This window comes from Ruegeria sp. B11, assembly GCF_056539785.1.
Genome location: NZ_JBQFVO010000001.1, coordinates 1,096,813 through 1,120,897, shown reverse-complemented (window position 1 = coordinate 1,120,897; position 24,085 = coordinate 1,096,813). Strand labels below are relative to the sequence as shown.

The 24,085-nt window shown below is 55.6% G+C and carries 21 protein-coding genes and 1 pseudogene; 20 read left to right on the top strand and 2 right to left on the bottom strand.

The window, feature by feature from the left end:
* Positions 1–13: 13 nt before the first annotated feature.
* Positions 14–994: a hypothetical protein gene (locus ACR0I1_RS05650; protein ID WP_480705355.1), complete on the bottom strand. Its 981-nt coding sequence runs from the start codon at positions 992–994 to the stop codon at positions 14–16.
* Positions 995–1,199: 205 nt separating this feature from the next.
* On the opposite strand from ACR0I1_RS05650, the gene ACR0I1_RS05645 reads away from it, so the two are divergent.
* The 18 genes and pseudogenes from ACR0I1_RS05645 (at position 1,200) to ACR0I1_RS05560 (ending at position 20,796) form a co-directional block, all read left to right on the top strand.
* Entirely contained in the window at positions 1,200–2,177 is a 978-nt protein-coding gene (locus tag ACR0I1_RS05645) for a serine hydrolase domain-containing protein (protein WP_480705353.1), read from the top strand.
* Between the two features lie 606 nt (positions 2,178–2,783).
* Entirely contained in the window at positions 2,784–3,191 is a 408-nt protein-coding gene (gene gloA2, locus ACR0I1_RS05640; RefSeq protein ID WP_480705351.1) for an SMU1112c/YaeR family gloxylase I-like metalloprotein, read from the top strand.
* A gap of 43 nt (positions 3,192–3,234) precedes the next feature.
* On the top strand, positions 3,235–4,059 hold the full coding sequence (locus ACR0I1_RS05635; protein ID WP_480705349.1) for a TauD/TfdA dioxygenase family protein: 825 nt from the start codon (positions 3,235–3,237) through the stop codon (positions 4,057–4,059).
* 213 nt (positions 4,060–4,272) lie between these two features.
* A complete protein-coding gene (locus ACR0I1_RS05630) occupies positions 4,273–5,274 on the top strand; it encodes a Gfo/Idh/MocA family protein (RefSeq protein ID WP_480705347.1) in 1,002 nt (333 codons plus the stop codon).
* The gene (locus tag ACR0I1_RS05625; protein WP_480705345.1) at positions 5,274–6,845 is read left to right on the top strand and encodes an acyl CoA:acetate/3-ketoacid CoA transferase; all 1,572 of its coding nucleotides are present in this window, start codon (positions 5,274–5,276) and stop codon (positions 6,843–6,845) included. The genes ACR0I1_RS05630 and ACR0I1_RS05625 overlap by 1 nt, the downstream gene beginning before the upstream one ends.
* A complete protein-coding gene (locus tag ACR0I1_RS05620; RefSeq protein WP_480705343.1) occupies positions 6,842–7,609 on the top strand; it encodes an enoyl-CoA hydratase/isomerase family protein in 768 nt (255 codons plus the stop codon). The genes ACR0I1_RS05625 and ACR0I1_RS05620 overlap by 4 nt, the downstream gene beginning before the upstream one ends.
* Before the next feature lie 4 nt (positions 7,610–7,613).
* Positions 7,614–9,137 carry an aldehyde dehydrogenase family protein gene (locus ACR0I1_RS05615; protein ID WP_480705341.1) on the top strand — a complete coding sequence of 508 codons (1,524 nt, stop codon included), beginning with the start codon at positions 7,614–7,616 and terminating at the stop codon, positions 9,135–9,137.
* 56 nt (positions 9,138–9,193) lie between these two features.
* On the top strand, positions 9,194–10,444 hold the full coding sequence (locus ACR0I1_RS05610; protein ID WP_480705339.1) for an ABC transporter substrate-binding protein: 1,251 nt from the start codon (positions 9,194–9,196) through the stop codon (positions 10,442–10,444).
* 101 nt (positions 10,445–10,545) lie between these two features.
* Positions 10,546–11,439: a carbohydrate ABC transporter permease gene (locus tag ACR0I1_RS05605; RefSeq protein WP_170376146.1), complete on the top strand. Its 894-nt coding sequence runs from the start codon at positions 10,546–10,548 to the stop codon at positions 11,437–11,439.
* Positions 11,439–12,320 carry a carbohydrate ABC transporter permease gene (locus ACR0I1_RS05600; protein ID WP_068340098.1) on the top strand — a complete coding sequence of 294 codons (882 nt, stop codon included), beginning with the start codon at positions 11,439–11,441 and terminating at the stop codon, positions 12,318–12,320. The genes ACR0I1_RS05605 and ACR0I1_RS05600 overlap by 1 nt, the downstream gene beginning before the upstream one ends.
* A gap of 6 nt (positions 12,321–12,326) precedes the next feature.
* Complete coding sequence (locus ACR0I1_RS05595; RefSeq protein WP_170626379.1) at positions 12,327–13,439, top strand: sn-glycerol-3-phosphate ABC transporter ATP-binding protein UgpC; 1,113 nt, start codon at positions 12,327–12,329, stop codon at positions 13,437–13,439.
* Positions 13,436–14,926: a GMC oxidoreductase gene (locus ACR0I1_RS05590; RefSeq protein WP_480705337.1), complete on the top strand. Its 1,491-nt coding sequence runs from the start codon at positions 13,436–13,438 to the stop codon at positions 14,924–14,926. The genes ACR0I1_RS05595 and ACR0I1_RS05590 overlap by 4 nt, the downstream gene beginning before the upstream one ends.
* Entirely contained in the window at positions 14,923–15,681 is a 759-nt protein-coding gene (locus tag ACR0I1_RS05585) for a 3-ketoacyl-ACP reductase (protein WP_480705335.1), read from the top strand. The genes ACR0I1_RS05590 and ACR0I1_RS05585 overlap by 4 nt, the downstream gene beginning before the upstream one ends.
* A gap of 16 nt (positions 15,682–15,697) precedes the next feature.
* A complete protein-coding gene (locus tag ACR0I1_RS05580) occupies positions 15,698–17,284 on the top strand; it encodes a GMC family oxidoreductase (RefSeq protein WP_480705333.1) in 1,587 nt (528 codons plus the stop codon).
* Between the two features lie 2 nt (positions 17,285–17,286).
* The gene (locus ACR0I1_RS05575) at positions 17,287–17,595 is read left to right on the top strand and encodes a Dabb family protein (protein ID WP_480705332.1); all 309 of its coding nucleotides are present in this window, start codon (positions 17,287–17,289) and stop codon (positions 17,593–17,595) included.
* Positions 17,596–17,599: 4 nt separating this feature from the next.
* A complete protein-coding gene (locus ACR0I1_RS05570) occupies positions 17,600–18,769 on the top strand; it encodes a dihydrodipicolinate synthase family protein (RefSeq protein ID WP_480705330.1) in 1,170 nt (389 codons plus the stop codon).
* Between the two features lie 5 nt (positions 18,770–18,774).
* The gene (locus ACR0I1_RS05565) at positions 18,775–19,782 is read left to right on the top strand and encodes a LacI family DNA-binding transcriptional regulator (RefSeq protein ID WP_480705329.1); all 1,008 of its coding nucleotides are present in this window, start codon (positions 18,775–18,777) and stop codon (positions 19,780–19,782) included.
* Between the two features lie 306 nt (positions 19,783–20,088).
* Positions 20,089–20,796 (top strand): annotated as a pseudogene (locus tag ACR0I1_RS05560) (IS6 family transposase).
* Positions 20,797–21,394: 598 nt separating this feature from the next.
* On the opposite strand, the gene ACR0I1_RS05555 reads toward ACR0I1_RS05560, so the two are convergent.
* On the bottom strand, positions 21,395–21,514 hold the full coding sequence (locus ACR0I1_RS05555) for a GntR family transcriptional regulator (RefSeq protein ID WP_480705752.1): 120 nt from the start codon (positions 21,512–21,514) through the stop codon (positions 21,395–21,397).
* Between the two features lie 109 nt (positions 21,515–21,623).
* Between ACR0I1_RS05555 and ACR0I1_RS05550 the strand changes: the two genes are divergently transcribed.
* Positions 21,624–22,631 carry a LacI family DNA-binding transcriptional regulator gene (locus ACR0I1_RS05550; RefSeq protein WP_170733481.1) on the top strand — a complete coding sequence of 336 codons (1,008 nt, stop codon included), beginning with the start codon at positions 21,624–21,626 and terminating at the stop codon, positions 22,629–22,631.
* A gap of 114 nt (positions 22,632–22,745) precedes the next feature.
* On the top strand, positions 22,746–24,053 hold the full coding sequence (locus ACR0I1_RS05545; protein WP_480705326.1) for an ABC transporter substrate-binding protein: 1,308 nt from the start codon (positions 22,746–22,748) through the stop codon (positions 24,051–24,053).
* The last annotated feature ends 32 nt before the right edge of the window (positions 24,054–24,085 follow it).

Here is a 24,085-nt window from a genome sequence, read left to right as displayed (position 1 = left end):
TCTGCTTTTCAGTTCACTTGCAGATCGGCAATTCCAGTGGTGGCTGTTTAGGCAAGGATGCTCTCCAACTATTTATGATCGGTTGGAGGCTGCTTTTGGGCCAAAACTTTGGTGCGCCAATCGCTTTTAGGCAAGCTGCGTTCCAATAAACTCCAGCTCGAGAAAGTGATTTTCCCTTTTTTAACGCTTTGGCGACAGCGTTTATGTCTTTGGATTCTGGGTAGATGTAGAGGGTCGTCGGGTTCCCTTCTACAATTGCCAATATCTCTTTTGAGGCGGATTGTGACCAGGTTGTGCAACCATTGCTACGACCACCAGTGTAGTTCACAAGTTTTCCGTAGGGGACATAACCGTCGTTGTCTGCATGAGTGCTTCTAGGTTTTTTGAACCTACACTGCCACTTCAGGAAGACAGCTGGATGGCCTCCGATGGCGCGCTCGCGAGCATTGCTCGTTTCTCCTTCACCATCAAACAAAAGAAACGTGCGGTAGAACGGCTGAGTTTTGCCGGAATGACTGTGGTAACCTTTGAAGGACGTGCGGGTTTCAGCCGTCACATAGGCACCTCCGGTGGTTAGTTTAGAGCCCTCTGCATTGCTGAAGTTCTTCGCACATTGTCGGCCATTCGAAAAATTGGCGCGCAGGAGTTTTCTGCCGTTGCCATAGCCGGACGAAACCGCTCGGAAGGACTTTTGTGACTCGCAGATGACAAAAAAACGCTTGCCCGGATTGCCGTTACTTGCAGTGCTGGGGCGGGTCGCATCCTTGGCAAGGTAGCAAGGGTTCCTGACTTCGCCTCGGCGTAGTTTCTTGATGTAAAGCGCTCGTGCCCTTTCCAAAACGATTGGCGCGATTTGCCCTTCACCTGTACCGACGTGCTTTTGTAGCCACGCTGGAACATCTTGCGTTATCGCATTGGCGCGGTCCGGTAGGGTGCCCACCGACATGGCGATTGTTATGACCGAGAGTGCGAGACGGAGTGAATTCGTTAGCAACGGGAGATCTCCTGCTAGAATGTCCTCGGGGTCAGTCTAACACAATTCGTAAACGCAAGGATGCTGGTCAATTGTACGAACGAAGCCTTCCGTTGCCTCAAATCCCATTTTTTGTTTGCGGAGGCTTTCTTACATCTTGGACAATAAATCTTGGGATGTTGCGTAGGTGTCTGGACATTCCGAGATTTGCTTCCAAATGAAGGCCATGATCACACGTCGAAAGCTCCTGTTGGTTACCGCAACCGCAATTTGTGCTCCGTATATTGCGCGGGGACGAACGGTGGCGCTGAATGATGCAATCAGCGGTCTTCCGCAGTTGCATTCACTTCAAATTCAACGCGGCGACGATGTCATTTTCGCGCAGGCCTATCAGGGTGCAGGCCTGGATAGGCCGGCCAATATTAAGTCTTGTTCGAAAAGCATCGTGGCTTTGTTGTTGGGGACAGCGATTGACCGGCAGGAAATTCCATCTGTAGAATCCACCTTGCAGGAGGTCGCTCCACGGCTTTTGCCCGCTAATACGACAGCCGGTTCCGAAAGCATTACGATGGAGGATCTGGTGACGCTGCGCGCAGGGCTCGAAAGAACTTCGGGCAGCAACTACGGAGAATGGATCAACTCTCCCAACTGGATCGCAGACGCGTTGACACGACCGATGGTTGCTGAGCCCGGACAGCAGATGCTCTATTCTACCGGATCGACCCATGTGCTTGGTGCAGCATTGACCGTTGCAACCGGACAAAGTCTATTGAGACTGACGCGTGAAAGGCTGGGTGCACCGCTTGGTATCGAGATACCTGCTTGGACGAGGGATCCACAGGGCTACTACTTGGGTGGAAATGAGATGGCGATTACGCCAAGATCGATGTTGAAAATCGCGGTCCTGCTTCGGGACCGCGGGGCTTTTGCCAATAGGCAAATCATTCCTGAGCGTTGGGTCTTGGAATCGACCAAGCCACACGGCCGTTCGCCTTTCTCCGGTTTGGATTACGGCTATGGCTGGTTTCTGTCCCCTTCAGGCTATGAGTTGGCACGTGGATATGGGGGCCAAATCATAGCGGCGCATCCTGATCGAAACCTTGCTGTCGCAATTACATCTGATCCTACGCGTCCGGCGCGTTCTGGAGGCTATTTTGGAGAATTGGTCAGATTGTTAGATGGTCCGATTTTGAATGCTACCTAGACGTTTCATAAACACTGCTTAGAGTTGGTCACGCTTGGCCTGGACAGCGCTGAACTATCAAACAGCCTTCGTCTTCCGTGGGCGGTGGAGCAACAGGAGCGCCGATTAAATTGCTATTTTGAAAGGTGAAAGAGGCGGTGGCCAGCTTTACTATGTTTCCAAAATCTCGCTTTGCCGGTCCAGTCATGTCGGTCAAAGATCCCGTTCAGATTTGGCTTGCTTGAGTGGCGCGATCCGTGCGCGGCATTGAGGACACTCCCAACTGGCGCAACTGAGACCGCTTCGAATCTGTCTTAGAGCAACACTCATTTGTTTCAAACGAGTTTGTAGGCAGCCTAGTTTGGCGGCATAGGCTCTCAACTCAGAGCTCACGAAGCTTGGTATTTAAGGTGTGTCTCGAATCGCGACCTGCCACCGGCACGAGTTGCCTAAAACAACGACGTTGAGCCCACAGACGCTTGATGAATACTGCTTTGTTTTCCTGTATTGTTCGGTTGCCAAATTTGGCCAAACGCCTTTTGGTTTTCTCGATCAGTTTTGAAAATGAAGCGAAGAAATACCTCAAGAGTTCGGCTTAGCTAATTGATTAAATAAGGATACAGGCCCGTGACCAGTCTGAAAGCAATCCACCATGCTGCAGTCATTTGTTCGGACTATGAACGGTCCAAGGCGTTTTATTCAGAGACGCTTGGTTTGAGGATTGTTGCTGAGAATTTCAGGGCTGAGCGGCAATCTTGGAAGCTGGATTTGGCGTTGCCGGACGGTTCTCAGATTGAACTGTTTTCTTTTCCCAACCCGCCCAAACGCACGTCTCGCCCCGAAGCGCGAGGTCTGCGGCATCTTGCGTTTGTTGTGGATGATATCGAGGCGCTGAAAGACAGTCTGGAACAGAAAGGTGTCCTCGTCGAAGACATCCGTGTCGATGAATATACCGGCCATCGGTTCACTTTCTTCAGCGATCCGGACAATCTTCCATTGGAGTTGTATGAAGCCAAGCCGATTGCATTGAAGTGATATGTCTCGTCTTCTAGGCTGAGCGAAGCAGGGAGGAGGGCGCATGGAAGTAAAACCTCTCACAGGTGGATTGGGTGCGGAAATCGTCGGGGCGGACATCCGGTGTGAAGATCAATTCGACGCAATTAAGTCAGCCTTCGCAGAGTATTCCGTTATCGCACTGAGGGGCCAAAGCGTTAGTCCACAAGAGCATCTGACCTTTGCGAGAAAGTTCGGCCCAATCAACGTGAACCGATTTTTCAAACCGGTTGACGGCCACCCAGAGATTGCCATGGTATTGAAAGAGAAGGATCAGAAAGAAGCTGTGGGAGAGGGGTGGCATACTGACCACTCTTATGATCAGGAGCCTGCTATGGGCTCGATCCTGCACGCCCTAGAGGTTCCGCCCCAGGGTGGCGACACGCTGTTTGTGTCGATGGCTGCTGCCTACGAAGCTTTGTCGCCCACGATGCGTGGTTTCTTAGATGGTTTGTGGGCGGTGCATTCCTCTCGCCATGTCTTTGGCGCCAGCATCATGGAAACAGAAGCCGCAAAAAGCGGCCGTTTGGGTAACGCCGAAGCTGCCACGCAAGACGCTTTGCACCCCGTTGTCATCACGCACCCTCTCAGCGGTAGGCGAGGGTTGTTCGTCAATCCCGTGTTCACGACCGAAATCAGAGGCTTGAGCGCGGATGAGTCTGCCGCGGTGCTGGGTATGATTTACGATCACTGCAAGCAGCCTGAATTCCAATGTCGTCTGCGTTGGCAGGAAGGGGATATCGCCATTTGGGATAACAGAGCGACGTGGCACAAGGCGATCAACGACTACCATGGGTTTCGACGTCTTATGCACAGGGTGACCGTGGAAGGGGTCGCTCTGACGCATTGATGCAAGTGGCGCTCGGCGAATTGCTGCGACTCAGTCAGAGTGTCGGCACGCCGTGAATCTCTTCGGTTCCCTATGATCGTTTTGGATGAGGCATCTAACGTCTCGTTTTTAGACATGTTTTCTGAACTTTAAGGCGCGCATAGAGTTTTTTCTTGCCAAATTTGGAACGTTCCACTAATTTTTTTGGAACGTTCCAATTTTTGGGGAGGTCAGATGAATTGGGTATTTGTCGGAGCGAGCACTATAGCTTCGCAATATATGTTGGACGCGGTGCGTCAGCAGGCAAGCAACGACGTGACCTGGGTCGTCAGCAATTCCCCTGACCGGGTGCAAACATGGGCTAAGGAGCACGGAATTCCCAATGCAACCACAGACCTGAACGCGGCGCTGTCTGACGACGGCGTGAAAGCCGTCTACATTTCCTCCACAAATGAGAAGCACCATGGTCAGGCGATGGCTGCCATCGCGGTTGGTAAGCATGTTCTATGTGAAAAGCCGCTCGGGATGACGCAAGCGGAAGCTGTCGAAATGGTGCGCGCAGCCGAAGCGGCTGGCGTGACTTTTGGTACAAATCACCACCTGCGATGCTCTGGCAGCCATCGTGCCATTCGTGATCTCATTGCAGACGGTCGCGTCGGCGACGTTCTTTCGCTGCGTATACATCACGCGGTACATTTGCCCGGGGACCTACAGGGGTGGCGCATTAACTCAGCAGGTGCCGGCGGCGGCGTGATCCCCGACATCGTCGTTCATGATGCGGATGTCACGCGGTTCCTGCTCAATGAGGACCCGATTTCCGTCGTCGCGCAAATGGCCAGCTCTGGGATGGGGCAGGGGGTCGAAGACTCGTGCATGTCCGTGTGGACGATGCCATCGGGGGCGATGGTCACGACGCACGAAAGCTTTACGCACCCCTTTGCCGGGTCGGGCCTGCAAGTGCACGGGACCAAGGGCTCGATTTTTGCGGATGGCGTCATGACGCAGCGCCCTGTTGGGGCAATAAAACTGGTGACTGAAGCCGGAAGCGAAGAGATTCCGTTTTCGGACCACTCTCTCTATGTTCAAGGCGTTTCGGAATTTGTCTCCGCAGCGGCGGGACAAGGCCGTCCTGCTGCCGACGGACCTGACGGAGTGAAATCGCTGTCAATCGCGCTGAGCGTTCGTGAGGCCGCAGCGTCGGGTGAACGTATCAACATAGATTATGGCGGTTTCTGATGACCAAGCTTGTTTCCGTTTCCGAGGCCGTTTCTCGTATCCCAGACAATGCGGTTGTCACCGTGTCGTCGTCCTCTGCGCTCGGGTGCCCTGACCTCGTGCTGAAGGCACTTGGAGAACGGTTTCGCTCTGAAGGGCATCCGCGCAACATTACAGCGCTGCACCCTATAGCCGCCGGTGATATGTATGGCGTGAAGGGCATGGATTATCTGGCGCAGGATGGATTGCTAAGCCGCGTTCTTGCCGGATCGTACCCGTCGGGCCCTTCCAGCCTTGAGATGCCGGAAATCTGGAAAATGATCGTCGAGGATCGGGTCGCCGCATATAACGTGCCGTCGGGAATTCTGTTCGACATGCATCGCGAGGCCGCAGCGCATCGGCCTGGTGTTCTGACGCAAGTCGGGCTTGAAACCTTCGTGGACCCTGTCCGCGAAGGATGCGCGATGAACGAGCGTGGTGCGGCGGCTCCAATCGTTAATCGAAAGGAATTCGACGGTCAGACTTGGTTGCACTTTCCAAATATCAACCCGAACGTTTGCGTTTTGCGCGCAACCACGGCGGATGAGTTTGGCAACCTGACTTATGAACATGAAGGTGCTTATCTGGGCGGATTGGAGCAAGCGATTTGCGTACGCAACCACGGTGGGCTCGTGATCGCACAGGTTCAACGTGTGACTGCTGCAGGTAGCTTGCGCCCCCATGACGTGCGCGTGCCGGGGCATCTGGTCGATCTGATCGTTGAAGACCCAGAGCAGATGCAAACGACAGAGACGACCTATGACCCGGCGATCTCTGGCCAGATTATGCGCCCTTGGGACAGTTTTTCGCGGGCCGAGCACGGTGTCGAGAAGGTCATCGCGCGACGGGCCGCCCAAGAACTGCGCAGCGGCATGAGCGCCAACTTGGGCTTTGGCATCAGCGCAATGGTTCCGCGTGTCTTGTTGGAGGAGGGCCATCCTCAGGCGGTGACATGGGCGATTGAACAGGGGGCCGTCGGTGGTGTCCCACTAACCGGCTTTGCCTTTGGGTGCGCATCCAACGCGCATGCCTATGTGCCGTCACCACAGCAATTCATCTATTTCCAGGGCGGCGGGTTCGATATGTCGTTCCTCTCGTTCCTCGAGGTCGATGTCGAAGGCAATGTGAACGTCTCCAAACTTGGGAAGAAGCCCTACCTGACTGCAGGGTGCGGCGGTTTTGTCGATATCACCGCGCGGGCCAAAAAGATCGTGTTCTCGGGCTGGTTCGAAGCTGGCGCAAAGATTGATCTGGCGGATGATGGTATCCGTGTGAATGCCCCCGGAAAATTCACCAAGATGGTGGATCAGGTCGAACATGTCACATTCTCGGGCCGCCGTGCCCGGGAAACCGGTCAGGATGTGCTCTATGTAACCGAGCGTTGTGTTATTCGCCTGACGGATCAGGGGCTAGTCGCGACAGAAATCATGCCCGGCATCGAGGCGCAGCGCGACATTGTCGAAGCTTCGGGCGGTCGCGTCAAAGTCGCGGAAAATGCGGCTCAGATGCCCAAGTCACTGTTCGCAGTCGGCCCGATGGGGATGATCCTGTGAGCAAGCTTGGGTTTCATATCGAGGGTGCAACCGCCGTCCTCACTTTGGACAACGTGTCCAAGCTCAATGCTCTGACCGTAGACATGCTGGACGCGCTGGAGGCTCGCTTGCAAGAGGTCGGGCGTGACGCGTCCATTCGTGCGCTTGTTCTGACCGGCGCAGGAGAAAAAGCGTTCTGTTGCGGAGCCGATATTGGAGCATGGGGTGGTCTGAGCCCCGCCGAGTTTGCACGTCACTGGGTCCGGGACGGGCATCGCATCTTTGACCGTCTGGCGCGGATCGGCAAACCAACGATTGCAGCGATCAACGGTCACGCCTTCGGCGGCGGGCTGGAGTTGGCCAGTTGCTGCGATTTGCGCCTGATGACCCCGCGGTCCACGCTGGCTTTGCCGGAAGCTCGGGTTGGGATCGTGCCGGGTTGGTCCGGGACGCAACGGTTAACCCGGCTGATCCCCGAGGCTGCGGTGAAGGAGATGGCACTCTTCGGGCGCCGTATTGGTGCCGACCGCGCGCTGGCTTTAGGCTATGCGACCGAGGTGACTGAAGATGTTCTGGCGCGCGCGCTTGAGATCACCACCGAACTTAGCGACCTTTCGCCTCGCGCCACCGAAATCTCAAAAAACATGATCCATGCAGCGGTTGGTGAAGACGCCCATGCCGCTGTCGAAGCCCTCGGCAGCGCAGCAATCGCCGCCTCGGCGGACCGCGAAGAAGGCGTTGCTGCGTTCATGGAAAAACGAAACCCCACATTTTCGGGCCTTTGACGATATGAAAGACATCACCATCAACCCAGCTATCCCGTTCGAGCTGCCGCCTCTGTTTGAAGGTCGGCACCTTATTGATGGCACGTGGCAGGACAGCACCTCGGGCGAGACGTTCGAGCGCTGCTCACCGTCGCACGGCCACATCGTTAGCCGGTCGGCCATGGGGGGAGAGGCTGAGACCGAGGCTGCGATCCAGGCGGCGCGCAAGGCGTTCGACAGCGGTGTCTGGAATCGCGCATCGGGCAAGGAACGCGCGGCGGTCCTGCTGAAAGTCGCGGACCTGATTGAACAGAATGTCGACCGGATCGCCCTGATCGAAACGCTGGAAAGCGGGAAGCCGATCAGCCAATCCAAGGGCGAGGTTGGCGGTGCTGCGGATCTGTGGCGCTACGCGGCATCATTGGCGCGCAGTACCCATGGCGACAGCCACAACACGCTTGGCGCTGACATGATGGGCGTCGTGCTGAAGGAACCCATCGGTGTCGTGTCCATCATTACGCCGTGGAACTTCCCCTTCTGGATTCTCAGTCAGAAGTTGCCCTTCGCGTTGGCGGCTGGTTGCACCGTTGTTGTGAAGCCGTCTGAGATGACACCGTCGACAACCTTGATGCTGGGCGAGTTGCTGGTCGAAGCTGGATTGCCCGCCGGTGTATGCAATATCGTTCTGGGCTACGGAGTTCCCGTTGGCAGTGTGATGTCGAGCCATGACAGCGTGGACATGATCAGCTTTACGGGCTCAACGGCTGTGGGCAAGACGATCAGCGCAGTAGCATCGGATACACTCAAGAAAGTCGCGCTTGAGCTAGGGGGCAAAAATCCGCAGGTCATTTTTCCCGATGCCGATCTGGATGCGGCGGCGGATGCCGTTGTGTTCGGCGTTTATTTCAATGTTGGTCAGTGCTGCAATTCAAGCAGTCGCATCATCGTGTATGAGGACATTGCCGATGAATTCCGCGAACGTGTCATCGCCCTTTCGCGCAAAGTCAAATTCGGCGATCCTCTGGACCCGACGACGCAGGTTGGGGCTATCGTAACGTCCGCGCACAACTCAAAAATCGACGCGTATGTTAAACAGGCGCAAGCTTCCGGTGCGACTATTGATCTGGGTGGTGAGCCGCTGGAAGTTGAAGGCCTCGGCGCTCAGTTCTATCAGCCGACGGTGATTTCCGACGTCTCGCCCGATATGCCCATTGCCCGCGATGAAGTATTCGGGCCTGTTCTGTCTGTTTTGACTTTCAAAACACTAGACGAAGCCATCGCGCTCACCAATGATAGCGCTTACGGTCTGTCGGCAGGGGTCTGGAGCGAAAACGTTCACACCTGCCTAGAGTTTGCCCGCCGAGCAGAAGCGGGAACGGTCTGGACCAATACCTGGATGGACGGGTTCCCCGAGGTCGCTTTCGGTGGGGTCAAACAATCCGGGCAGGGGCGGGAAATCGGACGATATGGGTTCGAGGAATTCTTCGAAGTGAAATCAGTGGTCATGCGCGTCGGCAACAGCCGGGCGCAATGGGTTCCGCACGACTAAGACCGGGCACCAGATTGGTCCCGAGTGAGAATAACGCATTAAGGGAGGAAACAAGAATGCGTAAATTTTTGAAGACAAAATCGCTGTTTGTGGCAGGTCTACTGTGCACGACCAGCCTTGCGCACGCTGAAGACGTGGAAGTTCTGCACTGGTGGACTTCTGGCGGTGAGGCTGCAGCATTGAACGTTCTCAAGGACGACCTGTCCGGACAGGGCATCGGCTGGACCGACATGCCTGTTGCAGGTGGCGGTGGTGAGCAGGCGATGACCGTTCTGCGCGCACGCGTCACCGCAGGAAACGCTCCAACAGCCGTTCAGGCTCTGGGCTTTGACATTCTGGACTGGGCCGATCAGGGCGCGCTGGCCGATCTGAACGAAGTGGCAGCCCAGGAAGGTTGGGATGACGTCGTCCCAGATGCGCTGAAAGCCTTCGCCAAGCATGACGGCAAATGGGTCTCGGCCCCTGTGAACGTGCATTCGACCAACTGGGTCTGGGCGAACAAGGCGGTGCTGGACGCCAACGGCATTGCACAGCCCACCAACTGGGACGAATTCGTCGCCGCAGTTGAGGCGTTGAAAGCTGCTGGTGTCACTCCGATCGCGCATGGTGGTCAGGCATGGCAGGACGCGACCGTGTTCGATGCTATCGCGATGTCGACGCTGGGGCCTGACGGCTACAAAGCGGCCTTCATCGACTTGGACGAGGAAACGCTGGGTGGCGACGCGATGAAAGAAGCATTCGACCGTATGGCCTTTATCCGCGACAACGTGGATGAGAACTTCTCGGGTCGAGACTGGAACCTGGCGACAGCGATGGTCATCAACGGCGAAGCGGGCTTCCAGATGATGGGTGATTGGGCCAAAGGCGAATTCCTGAACGCGGGCAAAGTGCCGGGCGAAGACTTTTTGTGCTTCCGCTTCCCGGGTACTCAGGATCAGGTCACCTTCAACGCTGACCAGTTCATGATGTTTGATCAGGGCGGTTCGGTATCGGCCGAGCAAGCCGCGCTGGCCAGCGCGATCCTGTCGCCATCCTTCCAGATTGCCTTTAACAAGGTGAAGGGCTCTGTCCCGGCTCGTACTGACGTGGATGGCAGCGATCTGGATGCGTGTGGTCAGCAGGGCATGAAAGATTTGGCCGCCGCGGCTTCGTCAGGCAACCTGTTCGGCTCGATGGCACACGGACATGCCGCGCCCGCGTCAGTCAAGAACGCCGTCTATGACGTGGTGACCGCCCACTTTAACGGCGAGTACGGCAGCGAAGATGCCGTGACCGAACTGGTTGACGCCGTTTCGATCGCCAAGTGATCCACAAGTGATCCTCCTGATGGGGCGGCGGTCTGGCCGCCCTGTCGCCAAACGGGCGCAAAAGCTCCGATCTAACACGACTCGAACGAGGAGGGCGCGCCATGGCTGCTTCAGCCGACGCGGATTTTAAGACACGCCTTCAGAACTGGATACCCAAGCTGGTCCTGTCACCGTCGCTGGCGATGATGCTGGTCTTTGTCTACGGGTTCATTCTGTTTTCGGTCTACCTGTCATTCACCGACAGTCGCATCCTGCCGTCCTTTGGATGGGTCGGATGGGAAAACTACGACAAACTGTGGCGGCTGAGCCATTGGGAAACCTCGTTGATCAATATGGGGATTTTCGCGAGCCTATACATCGTGATCTGCACCTGTATCGGCCTGGGTCTGGCGATCTTCCTTGATCAGAAAATCCGGGGGGAAGGGCTGCTGCGTCCCATCTACCTCTATCCGATGGCTCTGAGCTTCATTGTCACCGGTACAGCCTGGAAGTGGTTCCTTGACCCTGGCATCGGGTTGGAAAACGTTATGCACACATGGGGCTGGACCAGCTTCGAGTTCGACTGGATAAAAAACCGTGATTACGCCATCTACACAGTTGTTCTAGCAGCCGTCTGGCAGACGAGCGGCTTCGTGATGGCAATGTTTCTGGCTGGCCTGCGTGGGATCGACAATGAAATTCTGCGGGCTGCGCAGATGGACGGCGCGTCGAACTGGAACCTCTATCGCCGGATCATTATCCCGCAACTACGACCAGCCTTCTTGTCGGCCTTCGTGATCCTCAGCCATCTGGCGATCAAGACCTTTGACCTTGTCATCGCCCTGACCGGGGGTGGCCCCGGTCGCGCCACAGAACTACCCGCGACCTTCATGTATTCTTACACGTTCACGCGAAACCAGATGGGGATCGGTGCGGCCTCGGCCACGATCATGCTGATGACCATTGCCGCGATCATGATCCCGTATCTTTACGCCGAATTGCGGGAGAAACGCTGATGTCTCAAGCTACTCAGGATACCGCAATCCGAACGGGCCGCGTTACGCGCACGTTGATATATCTGGTGCTGCTTCTGTTCGGTCTGTTCTACCTGCTGCCGCTTTATGTCATGCTGGTGAACTCGGTGAAGCCATTGGAAGAGATCACCGGCGGCGGCATGATGAACCTGCCGCAGGTATTCACGATTGAGCCGTGGCTCAAGGCGTGGTCTTCGGCGCAGATCGGCGTCGATCCGACAGGGCTGAAGCCCTACTTCTGGAACTCGATCAAGATGGTGGTTCCGGCGGTGATCGTCTCGACCATTCTTGGGGCGTTGAACGGCTATGTGCTGACCAAATGGCGCTTCAAGTACGACACCATCTTATTCGGTCTGATGCTGTTCGCCTGCTTCATCCCGTTCCAGATTGTTCTTATCCCGATGGCACGGATGTTGGGCATAATCGGGCTGGCAGGCACCACCTGGGGTCTTGCACTTGTCCACGTTGTCTACGGGATTGGCTTTACCACGCTGTACTTCCGCAACTACTACGCTGTGTTCCCGACCGAGCTGATCCGCGCGGCGCAGATTGATGGCGCCGGGTTCTTCCAGATTTTCTGGCGCATTCTTCTGCCCAGTTCCGGGCCGATCGCCGTGGTTTCGATCATCTGGCAGTTCACTAACATCTGGAATGACTTTCTGTTCGGCGCGTCCTTTGCCGATGCCAACAGCCAACCGATGACGGTGGCACTGAACAATCTGGTGCAGTCATCAACCGGTGTGAAGGAATACAACGTTCATTTTGCAGGCGCCATTCTGGCGGCCATGCCAACTCTGCTCGTCTACATCGTGGCCGGTCGATACTTCGTCCGCGGCCTGATGGCGGGTTCGGTGAAAGGATAAGACCTCATGGGTTTTCTAGACATAGACAACGCGACCAAATCCTACGGGGCGGTCGAGGTTCTGCACAAAGTCGACATCTCGGTGCAGGAAGGAGAGTTCCTGGTTCTGGTCGGCCCCTCGGGCTGTGGCAAATCCACTCTGCTGAACATGATCGCGGGGCTGGAAGAGATCACCAGCGGCGAAATCCGCATCAAGGATCAGGTGATGAACGGGGTGCACCCGTCCAACCGCAACATTGCCATGGTTTTCCAAAGCTATGCTTTGTATCCTAATATGACGGTCGGGCAGAACATCACTTTCGGTCTTGAGATGCATGGTGTGCCCAAGCCTGAACGCGACAAAGCGATGCAAGAAGTTGCCAAGCTCTTACAAATCGAGCAGTTGCTGGATCGTAAGCCCGGTCAGTTGTCGGGCGGTCAGCGCCAGCGGGTTGCAATGGGTCGCGCGCTAGTACGTAACCCTGATGTCTTTCTGTTCGATGAACCGCTCTCGAACCTCGATGCCAAGCTTCGCGTCGACATGCGAACCGAGATCAAGAAGCTGCATCAAAACCTCGGGACCACCATCGTCTATGTGACGCATGACCAGATCGAGGCGATGACGCTTTCAAGCCGGATCGCCGTGATGAACGGCGGTTATGTCCAACAGCTGGGTACGCCGCAGGAAATCTATGACACGCCTGCGAATATCTTCGTTGCAACATTCATGGGTTCGCCTGCGATGAACGTGGTACCGGCCAAGGTTACGGTTTTGAATGGCCACCCTCATGCAGAGGTCGCCGTTCATGACGGATCTATGGCGCAACTTCCGTTCAGCCAGGACAACTTGGCCGCATGGGATGGGCGCGAGATCTTGTTGGGAATCCGCCCAGAGACTATCACCGATATGGATGGCGCGGATCGAAAGTCGTCGAACATCGCGCAGATGGCCAACCGTATCGTGGTGACGGAGCCCGCTGGATCGGACACCTTCGTCTCGATGCAATTGGGCGGACGAGATGTGATCGCGCGTATGCGTTCGGATGCCGAAGTGGCACCGGGTCAGGATTTCAACTTTGCAGTGAACATGGAAAAGGCCGTGGCTTTTGATCCCGAAAGCGAGATGCGGATTCTTCCATGAATCGAGCTGACGTCATAATCATTGGGACGGGTATCGGGGGGGCAACGCTGGCTGCGGCGTTGGCTCCGTCCGGTCGTCGCATTCTGATCCTTGAACGAGGAAAGCGGTTGCAGCCCTCACCGCAAGATCGAGACCCAAAAGCGATCTTTGCCAATGGGCACTTTCGCCCCGATGAAACATGGCTAGATGGAGCAGGCAAACCTTTTAACCCCGGAAACTACTACTGCGTTGGTGGAAATTCTAAGTTCTACGGCGCAGCTTTGATACGCTATCGGAAAGAGGATTTTGAGCCGCGTCAGCATATTGGTGGCTACTCGCACGGCTGGCCCATGCCCTATGAAGAGCTGGAGGCGGATTACACCACCGCGGAACAGCTTTACGACGCACGTGGGACCACCAAAGAGGACCCCACCGAACCGCCGCACAGTAGGGGTTACCCGCACCCACCTGTGCCGGATGAGGTTGATATTGCAGACCTGAGGAACCGGCTAAGCCACGCAGGCCTGACGCCATCCTCAGTGCCTTTGGGTGTGGATATCGAAACCTGGTTGCGGGCTGGGCAAACAACTTGGGATGCGTTTCCCAATACATGCGGCGGCAAAATGGACGCCGAAACCTGTGCCCTCGCCGAGGCATTGAAGCATGGGAATGTCGAGCTGTTAACTGACGCGCGTGTCCGAAAATTGAAGGCTGATGCCGTTGGTCGTGTCACAAGTGTCGAAGTTGATGGCCACGGTACCCTGCGTGCGCCGGTCATCGTGCTTGCAGCAGGTGCGGTACAGTCCTCGGTACTATTGCTGCAGTCCGCGGACGACAATTGTCCAACCGGTCTTGCCAATCGGTCCGATCAGGTCGGACGAAACTTCATGAACCACAATTGTTCGGCGGTGTTGGCCCTTCATCCGCTGCGCCGAAACAGGGCGGTCTATCAAAAGACATTGATGTTCAACGACTATTACAACAGCGACGGACAGGGTGGCTTGCCTTTGGGCAACATTCAGATGTTGGGAAAGATCACTGGGCCGATCCTTGCGTCGCAAACCCATCTACCGGGTCCAATCGCAGCACTGATCGCAAATCGCAGTTTTGATTTCTATGTTATGTCCGAGGATCTGCCGAACCCAGAAAGCCGGGTGACGGTCGAAGGTGACCAGATCAAGCTGGATTGGAAACGCTCGAATTGGGCTGCGCACGAGGCCCTGGTTGCACGGCTAAAGGCGCATCTGAAGCAGGCCGGGTTTCCTGTTGTATTGTCGCGACCATTTGATCGGCGCACTCCGTCGCATCAATGCGGCACGGCGCGGATGGGTAATGACCCGGCAAGCAGTGTCGTCGACACGTTCTGCCGCAGCCACGACCACAAGAACCTGTTCATCGCCGACGCGTCAGTTCTTCCGACATCTGCGGCAGTGAATCCGGCTCTTACTATAGCCGCACTCGCACTCCGGGCAGGTCGTCACATTATTGAAACGGAGTTTGCCGCATGACCGGAACAGCATTGGTGACCGGAGGACAACAGGGCATTGGACTCGGGGTGGCGCGCGCCTTGATCGCCGCAGGGTACAAGGTCGCAATAGCCTCTCGCTCGGCGCCCTACAAACCGGTCGTTGAGGCGACTTTGGCAGAGCTTGGCCCAAGCGCAATTTATGTGCAGCACGACGTGTCCGACATTGATCACATTCCGGCGCTACTGGATCAAATCGAAGCCGATTTGGGCCCGATCACCGCGTTTATAAACAACGCAGGCGTAGGGGCGCCAGTGCGTGGTGACATGCTGGACCTGAAGCCCGAGAATTGGGATTTCGTGCAGAACATCAACCTGCGTGGCGCGTTTTTTCTGGCGCAAGAGGTGGCCCGGCGCATGTTGGAGCAGCCGCAAGATACCTATCGTTCGATCACCTTTGTCACCTCTGTCAGCGCGACAATGGTATCGATCGAACGCGCCGAGTACTGCGTGTCCAAGGCGGCCGCAGCTATGATGGCTCAGTTGTTCGCAGTACGCTTGGCCCCCGAAGGCATCGGTGTCTTTGAGCTGCGACCGGGCATCATCGCGACCGAGATGACGGCGGGCGTGCGCGACAAGTATACCGACCGTATCGAGGGCGGTCTTGTTCCCGCGGCACGCTGGGGTGAGCCCGAGGATATTGGGTCCGTTGTCGTCCCACTGGTTCAGGGGCACATGCACTTTGCGAACGGCGCCGCCATCCCGGTGGATGGCGGCTTGTCGATTTCACGTCTGTAAGTCAGGGCACACGAGAATGTCTGAAGGATATGATTTCATTATCATTGGTGGCGGCTCGGCAGGCTCGGTGATCGCTGCGCGTCTTTCCGAGGAACCGTCGACGCGTGTGCTATTGCTAGAGGCTGGCTCCACCGACCGTCACCCGTTCTTTCACCTGCCAGCCGGGTTCGCGAAGATGACCAAGGGTATCGGCAGCTGGGGCTGGTCCACGGTTCCGCAAAAGCACATGCAGAACAAGGTCTTCAACTACACCCAGGCCAAGGTGATTGGCGGGGGCTCTGCTATCAACGCGCAGATCTATACCCGTGGCGCGGCGCAGGATTACGACGCTTGGCGGCAGATGGGTTGCGAGGGGTGGAGCTATGCCGACGTGCTGCCCTATTTCAAAAAGTCCGAGGACAACGATACTTATGAAGATGAATTCCACGGCAAGGGCGGGCCCATGGGGGTGTCCATGCCCACAGCGCCTTTGCCAATCTGCGATGCCTATATCAAGGCTGCCGGGCAGGTGGGCATTCCCGAAACGCGCGATGTGAATGGCGCGAAACAGGACGGCGCGGGGTATTATCAACTGACCCAACGCAACGCGCGGCGCTCATCCGCAGCCATGGCGTTTATCGCGCCGAACCGTAGCCGCCCGAACCTGACGGTGCGCACCGGCGCACAGGTTCGCCGCATCATGGTGGACAAGGGCAGGGCGACTGGAGTTGAGATGATGAACGGGGACAAGATCTCCGCCGCGAAAGAAGTCATTCTTTCCTCAGGTGCCATCGGTTCACCGCGTTTGTTGCAACTGTCTGGTATAGGTCCGGCGGATCAATTGGACAGTGTCGGCATCGATGCGGTTTATCACCAGCCTCAGGTGGGCGCAAATCTGCAAGACCATCTGGACTTGTACTCGATCTGCGAAGTGACAGGTCCGCACACCTACGACCGTTTCGCCAAGCTGCACCTTTCTGCCTTCGCAGGCCTACAGTACCTTTTCACCCGCAAGGGACCGGTCGCGTCCAGCCTCTTCGAAACGGGTGGGTTCTGGTACGCTGATCCGGATGCGCGCTCGCCTGACATTCAAATGCATCTGGGGCTTGGTACCGGTATCGAGGCAGGGGTCGAGGCGATGCCCAATGGTGGTGTCACCCTGAACGCCTGCTTCCTACGGCCAAGGTCGCGCGGGACCGTTCGGTTGCAAAGCTCAGACCCTGCGGTCATGCCACTGATCGATCCCAACTATCTGGCGGATCCCTACGATCGCGAGATGTCCATTCGAGGGCTGAAGCTGGTGCAGAACATCCTCGCGCAGGATGCACTGAAGCCGTACGTCCTTGCCGAACGATTGCCCGGCCCGGACGTGCGGACCGAGCAGGAGTATTTCGATTATATCTGTGTACACTCCAAAACATCGCACCACTGCGCTGGTACCTGTCGGATGGGCAGCGATGCCGAAGCCGTTCTGGACCCGCGCCTGCGGTTCAATGGGATCGAAGGGCTTCGCGTCGCGGATGCGTCGATTATGCCAACAGTGAATTCATCGAACACCAATGCACCTACAATCATGATCGGGGAAAAAGCTTCCGACATGATCAAACAAGATCAGGGTTTCTAAAAATGATCCGCCATATCGTACTGACCAAATTCCGCGCCGACGTGACCGAGGAGACAATCGGAGCCATCTACAAAGGTCTCGAGGACGTGTCCAAGGCCCTTCCCGGGGCCAGCGGGTTTACCGGGGGCCGCAGTGAGAGCCCCGAGCAGATCGAACGCGGATACATGCATGGGTTCGTGATCGACTTCAACGATTGGGGCGTGCTGGAGGCCTATCAGAACAACGAAACGCACAAGGCGCTGGGCGCGCAACTGGTCGAGAACGCCTTGGGTGGCATCGACGGCATTCTGGTTCTGGATTTGGAGGTTTGAGACAATGAAATTGATTTTGCCAAATCCTGAGGGGCAGCTGGAACCCTATGCGCTGACCGGAACGCCGTTAGTGCCACGCAAGCCGCAGGTGCCTCTGACGCGCACGGCCTTTGCGGCGGCTCATGTGGTTTCAGACCCGCTGGCGGAACGTAATCCCTGGGATGGGCGTCCCGCAGTTGATTGGGAAGCGACCCTGCGATTTCGTCAGGGACTCTGGGATCAGGGGCTGGGTCTGGCCGAAGCCATGGATACCGCACAACGGGGTATGGGCGTCGATTGGGAGACCGCGCTGGAGCTGATCCAGCGCACAATGAAGGCTGCGCAGGCGCATCCGTTGTCGCCTCGGGTGGCTTGTGGGGCAGGGACTGATCACCTGCCTCTAAGCGCGTTGAACACAGCAGGTGAAATCCTGTCAGCCTACGAGCATCAGGCCGAGGCGATCGAAGCCGCCGGAGGGCAATTGATCCTCATGGCGTCACGCGCCTTCCCATCGATCAAGGCAGGTCCGGACACCTACCATGATGTATACCGCGCGCTGATCGATGGGGCTGCGGAGCCTGTAATCCTGCACTGGCTGGGCGATATGTTCGATCCTGCATTGACGGGCTATTGGGGTAGCACGGATATCGACGCGGCCAGCGACTTTGTACTGTCCCTGATCAACGAATATCCCGCCAAGGTTGATGGGATAAAAATATCCTTGCTGGATCAGCCACATGAAGAATACTTCCGCGCGCGGTTGCCGGACGGCGTGCGCCTCTACACTGGTGACGATTTCAACTATGCCGATCTTATTGCCGGGGATGGAGCGCATTTTTCCCACGCTCTGCTCGGCATTTTCGCTGCTATCGCCCCCGCCGCCAGCCAGGCGCTTGAGGCGTTGGCTATGGGCGACATGGATCGCTACAACGCGCTGTTCGCACCGACTATTCCCCTCAGTCGAGAGATTTTTAAGGCTCCGACGCGGTTCTACAAAGCCGGGATTGCCTATCTGGCATGGCTGAACGGAGCCCAGTCCCATTTCATCATGCCGAGTGGGTTCCAATCCAGCCGTGACATCTGCCACTACGCGCAAGTATTCAGATTGGCGGATCAGGCCGGTTTACTCTCAGACCCTGAACTGGCTAAAGCACGGATGACCACGCTTCTCAGCTTGCATGGAGTTGAACAATAGCCTGAATGCGAAGACCCACGATCATAGATGTCGCCAACTCGGCAGGCGTTTCCAAGTCGACGGTAAGCCTTGTGTTGCAGGGCAGTCCGCAGGTGAAGCCGGAGACACGCAAGCTCGTCCATACCGCGATGAAAGAGATCGGGTATGTCTATAACCGATCGGCGGCAAATCTGCGATCCACGGGAACGGCGCTAATAGGTTTGGTGATAAACGACCTGACCAACCCGTTTTTCACCGAGTTTGCGACTTCGTTGCAGATGGCGCTGGCGTCCCGAGGCTATGCGGTCGTATTGGCGAACACAAACGAAGACCCCGAACTTCAGGATCAAGTGGTGGGCGCGATGCTTGAGCACGGTGTTTCTGCTTTGATCCTATCGCCTGCTTATGGCGATGTCACAAACACCCTCTCCGCGGTAGAGCGAGCTGGCATTCCGTTGATGCAAGTCTTGCGACAGGTTGAAAGCGAAACAGGCAGATTTCCCTTTATCGCCCCTGATTACGCAGAGGGCGGACGCGCGGCAACGCAGTATCTGATCGAAACGGGCGCGCGGAACATCGCCTTTGTCGGTGGTCTGGATGGTGCCGAAGTCACTCAGGAAAGACTGTCCGGCTATATCAGTACGATGAAAGACAACCACTTGCAGCCTATTGTAAAAACAGGGGAATCCAGCCGATCATTTGGACATGAAACAACGGTCAACCTCTTCAAAGAGCATCCTGCGTGCGATGCCGCAGTCTGTTTCAATGATCTTGTTGCTTTTGGGATGATTAATGCCTGCCATGAAACTCAGGTAAAGATTGGCACGGAGTTTCAGATTGTCGGTTTCGACGACATCAAGGAAGCATCAGAATGTTGGCCAGCTTTGTCTACCGTACATTGCGGCGTCTCTGAGTTTGGAGAACAAGTTGCGGACACTGTTTTGCAGTGGTTGCAGGATGGTGCCACGCCAGCACAACCCACGCGGACTTCAACGCGCTTGGTATTGAGGCAAACTACAAAAGACACGGTGTAGCAAAAGACTATACCAGCCTTTGTCGAGAGGTCTTGTCAGAAGAGCTTTTGTTGAGCGGGACATAGCGGTCGCGTGCTTTTGCCATGACCAGACCTGCCTCTTTCAAAATCTTTGAAATTAGTCCCGTGATCATCCGCATTGCGGTGACGCTATACAATCGATTGCCGCTCTCGCTTCGAAATCTCGAAGATCTGCTGCAAAAGTTTGGCATCGAAGTGAGTTCCGAAACTTTCCACCAATGTGCTTATTGGTCTTGTCAGAAGAACTTTGATTGAGCGGGGTAGGGTTGTTGTGTAGCTTTTGCCCATGACCAGGCCTGCCTCATTCAAATACTTTAAAACCAGCCCCGAGATCATCCGCCTTGCGATGATGCTGAACATCCGTTTCCCGCTCTCGCTTCGGAATGTCGAAGACTTGTTGCACGAGCGAAGCATCGACGTGAGCCACGAAACCGTCCGATACTGGTGGAACAAGTTCGGCCCGATGTATGCATCAGAGATCCGAATATAACGGGTTCAGCAACTCCGTGCCTTTTCAAGATGGAAGTGGCACGTAGACGAAGTATTCGTGAAAGTGAACGGCAAACGCCACTACTTCTGGCGTGCCGTCGATCACTAAGGTGAAGTGCTTGAGGCCGTCGTCACCAAACGCCGAATCAAAGCTGCAGCACTGAAATTTCTCAAGAAATTGATGAAGCGGCACGGTTGCGCCGAAGAGATCGTCACAGATCGCTTCGCTTTCTACAAGGCTGCGCTCAAAGAAATGGGCGCGCTCAAAAAACAGCAGACGGGCAGGTGGCTCAATAAGCGCGTCGAGAATTCGCACCTGCCGTTTCGACGACGCGAACGCGCGATGCAGCGTTTCAGGCGCATGAGAAGTTTGCAGAAATTCGCCTCCATCCATTCCTACGTCTACAACCACTTCAACCAGGAAAGATCGCTTGCCAGCAGAGACACCTTCAAGCTGACACGCAGCGCTGCTCTCGCCGAGTGGCGTCGACTTTGTTCCGGATAGGTTCGCGGTTTCCGCGGCAAACTGAGACTGGTTCGAATTCGTCTGACAGCACCTCCAGAACTGGAAACCCTGATATAGGAGATCAGAAATGCTGAATTGTCAGTCCTCGATGCTTCGCGCGGCAGGCGCAGTAGCCCCTTAAAGCGGTCTGACAGATTACCGATCTAAAGGCCGCCTCGTGAGCGGCCTTTTTTGTGTTTTCTTCACGTGGCGGCTTTCCATCATTAATAGAGAGAACAATGCCAACCTTATCACTATACATCCCCTTCAAACGGTCGCGTGGCCTCTTGCTGCGGCTGGATGCTGTACTTGCCTTGCAATCCAGCAAAGAACGGCCTCTTCTGCGCAAGCTAGCTGAACTGCCGGATTACCATAGGGAGGACGTCGGCCTCCCGCCACAGATTGAACGCCCACCGCCTTCACACCATCGGGTTCCTTTCTGAACAGCAAATCAAGCAAGGGCAGCTTGCTGCCCTTGCGCTCAACTATGTCACAATGCCCGGTTTGCGAAATGAGGCTGTCTTTCCTATCGTGCAAGCTCGTCCGCACGCGAACCAAACCGTCCCTTCGCACCAACGATAACCAGTTGCCAATCGTTCTACACAGGCCAACGGCAAGTAAGTGCTTCGCGAATAGGGCTTGCGCCGGTGTCCAGAAGCCCGCGAAGCTGTTCAACTTTGAGTTTTTGTCTAGGAGGCAGCTCGCCGGTTAGGATCATTTCGCGTAACTTGACACCGCAGGTCATTCACTACTAAATTTGACAAAAGTTATCGCGCGATAGGTTGTAATTTGGTGTGAGGTAAAATTTGCAACGTAAAATCCGAAATATGGAAGAGTTTGCAGCTATCAGTGGGATTTCTCGACCTACCGTCTCGAAGTATTTCAACGATCCTGAAAGCGTGCGTGCTTCCACAAGAAAAAAGATCGAAGCAGCGCTGGAAGAGTATGATTATCATCCGAATGTTTTCGCGATGAACCAAAACAGACGCACCACCAAGAACATTGGCGTTATAGTACCTAACTTAGCTGACCCGTTCTTTTCCGAGATCGGCAGACGTGTGGAGCTTGCATGCATTGAGGCCGGTTACAGCCCGATTTTACTCAGTTCACACGGTAATCCCGAAATGGAGCGAGATAACCTTAACTCGCTTAAATCCTTGAAACCAGCGGGTGTATTATTGGCACCATTCGGCAGGCTGTCTGATACAGACGCCGTAAAGGCATTTGATGCGGATATTCCGGTCGTCTTGTTTGACGCCAATATGCATAATGTCGGACGGGCATTTGTTGGTACCGATCATTTTCAAAGTGTTGACTTGATGGTTGAGTACCTCTGCCGCAGTGGCGAGCCGCCTTGCTTTTTCGAAATGAAGAAACCTCTGAACCCGAACGCCAACAAACACCGACAAGCCTATATCGAAAGCATGGAGCGGCACGGTAAAACGCCGAGCATTTTTCGAGTAAACGGAGAAGGCTGGGACTTCGAGGAAATTGGAAAAGTTGAAGGGGGTCGGCTTTTATCCGAGGGAGCATTCAGCACTAACACGATCCTGTGCAGCAATGATCGCTTTGCAATTGGTCTTTTGTCAGCCGCCTATGGCCTTGGCTTTAAGGTTGGTCATGGTCACGAATGTAACCTCAGGATTGCAGGCCACGATGATCACCCTTTTTCCAGATTTACTTGCCCCCCTCTGACGACAATCGCGCAAGATTACGAAGCTATCGCGAATTGGTCGGTGTCCACCCTGTTTGCATTGTTCGAGACGGGAGAAGCCCCGACCGAAAGGCAGGAAAAACTGTTTGAGGGCCGTTTGATCATGCGGGAGTCGGCCTGAGGCATTATTGGTCGCGCAACCATCCAAAATTTTACGCGCGTAAATTTCTAATTGACTTCGCGTTGTGGTTTTGACTAAAGTCAAAGTCATCATCCAACGAGGAGGAGAATTAGGATGTCATTCAAACAAGCTCTATATGCGGCGACGGCAATGACACTCGTCACTGCAAGTGGCGCACTAGCAGAGAATCTTGTCATCGCCACCGTGAACAATGGCGACATGATTCGCATGCAGGGGTTGACTCAGGACTTCACTGATAAGACCGGCCACACGGTCGAGTGGGTCACATTGGAAGAAAACGTATTGCGCCAGCGTGTCACAACGGACATCGCCGCAAAGGGCGGTTCTTTCGACATCATGACCATTGGCATGTACGAAACACCGATTTGGGGCGCCAATGGATGGTTGGTATCGCTTGACGATCTTTCTGCTGAGTACGATGCGGATGATATTCTGCCAGCCATGCGAGCCGGTCTGAGCCACGACGGTACTCTCTATGCCGCGCCATTTTACGGCGAAAGCTCGATGATCATGTACCGGACTGACCTTATGGAGAAGGCCGGTCTGGAAATGCCTGAGGCGCCAACCTGGCAATTCATCCGCGAAGCTGCTGCAGCGATGACAGACCGTGACAATGACATCAACGGAATCTGCCTGCGCGGAAAAGCAGGCTGGGGTGAAGGCGGTGCCTTTATCACCGTAACCGGCAATTCCTTCGGTGCGCGCTGGTTTGACGAAGACTGGAATGCCCAGTTCGATCAGCCAGAGTGGAAAGAGGCGCTGACCTTCTTTGTCGACATGATGCAGGAATCCGGCCCAACCGGCTACGCGACCAACGGATTCAATGAAAACCTGAACCTGTTCCAGCAGGGCAAGTGTGGCATGTGGATTGACGCCACCGTCGCGGCTTCGTTTGTGACCAATCCTGATGACTCAACTGTTGCCGACAAGGTTGGTTTCGCGCTAGCACCGAACAGTGAAGGTGTCGACAAGAAAGCAAACTGGCTTTGGGCATGGGCGCTGGCAGTTCCCGCCGGAACGCAAAAGGAAACTGCAGCAAAAGCGTTCATCGAATGGGCAACGTCAAAAGACTATATTGAACTTGTCGCCGAAAACGAAGGTTGGGCGAACGTACCTCCGGGTGCGCGTACATCGCTTTATGAAAACCCCAACTATCAGGCGGTTCCCTTTGCCCAGAAGACGCTGGATTCAATTCTAGCTGCGGACCCGACAAACCCGACTGTGAAGCCGGTTCCGTATGTTGGCGTCCAGTTCGTGGCAATCCCGGAATTTGCGGGCATCGCGACGGAAGTGAGCCAGGAATTCTCTGCTGTCTATGCAGGTCAGCAGACCGTTGATGAGGCGCTTGCCAAAGCTCAGGCGCTGACAAACGACGCCATGGAAGCCGCTGGCTACCGCTAAGCGCTCCACCGGTCTCGGGCAACACTCTTCTC

Excerpts from the sequence above, each read along its gene's own strand:
- ACR0I1_RS05630 (WP_480705347.1), top strand. The coding sequence starts at position 4,273 with ATGAATTGGGTATTTGTCGGAGCGAGCACTATAGCTTCGCAATATATG.
- ACR0I1_RS05580 (WP_480705333.1), top strand. The coding sequence starts at position 15,698 with ATGTCTGAAGGATATGATTTCATTATCATTGGTGGCGGCTCGGCAGGC.
- ACR0I1_RS05565 (WP_480705329.1), top strand. The coding sequence starts at position 18,775 with ATGCGAAGACCCACGATCATAGATGTCGCCAACTCGGCAGGCGTTTCC.
- ACR0I1_RS05615 (WP_480705341.1), top strand. The coding sequence starts at position 7,614 with ATGAAAGACATCACCATCAACCCAGCTATCCCGTTCGAGCTGCCGCCT.
- ACR0I1_RS05550 (WP_170733481.1), top strand. The coding sequence starts at position 21,624 with ATGGAAGAGTTTGCAGCTATCAGTGGGATTTCTCGACCTACCGTCTCG.
- ACR0I1_RS05595 (WP_170626379.1), top strand. The coding sequence starts at position 12,327 with ATGGGTTTTCTAGACATAGACAACGCGACCAAATCCTACGGGGCGGTC.
- ACR0I1_RS05590 (WP_480705337.1), top strand. The coding sequence starts at position 13,436 with ATGAATCGAGCTGACGTCATAATCATTGGGACGGGTATCGGGGGGGCA.
- ACR0I1_RS05545 (WP_480705326.1), top strand. The coding sequence starts at position 22,746 with ATGTCATTCAAACAAGCTCTATATGCGGCGACGGCAATGACACTCGTC.
- ACR0I1_RS05625 (WP_480705345.1), top strand. The coding sequence starts at position 5,274 with ATGACCAAGCTTGTTTCCGTTTCCGAGGCCGTTTCTCGTATCCCAGAC.
- ACR0I1_RS05555 (WP_480705752.1), bottom strand. The coding sequence starts at position 21,514 with ATGATCCTAACCGGCGAGCTGCCTCCTAGACAAAAACTCAAAGTTGAA.
- ACR0I1_RS05610 (WP_480705339.1), top strand. The coding sequence starts at position 9,194 with ATGCGTAAATTTTTGAAGACAAAATCGCTGTTTGTGGCAGGTCTACTG.
- ACR0I1_RS05600 (WP_068340098.1), top strand. The coding sequence starts at position 11,439 with ATGTCTCAAGCTACTCAGGATACCGCAATCCGAACGGGCCGCGTTACG.
- ACR0I1_RS05635 (WP_480705349.1), top strand. The coding sequence starts at position 3,235 with ATGGAAGTAAAACCTCTCACAGGTGGATTGGGTGCGGAAATCGTCGGG.
- ACR0I1_RS05645 (WP_480705353.1), top strand. The coding sequence starts at position 1,200 with ATGATCACACGTCGAAAGCTCCTGTTGGTTACCGCAACCGCAATTTGT.
- ACR0I1_RS05585 (WP_480705335.1), top strand. The coding sequence starts at position 14,923 with ATGACCGGAACAGCATTGGTGACCGGAGGACAACAGGGCATTGGACTC.
- ACR0I1_RS05570 (WP_480705330.1), top strand. The coding sequence starts at position 17,600 with ATGAAATTGATTTTGCCAAATCCTGAGGGGCAGCTGGAACCCTATGCG.
- ACR0I1_RS05575 (WP_480705332.1), top strand. The coding sequence starts at position 17,287 with ATGATCCGCCATATCGTACTGACCAAATTCCGCGCCGACGTGACCGAG.
- ACR0I1_RS05605 (WP_170376146.1), top strand. The coding sequence starts at position 10,546 with ATGGCTGCTTCAGCCGACGCGGATTTTAAGACACGCCTTCAGAACTGG.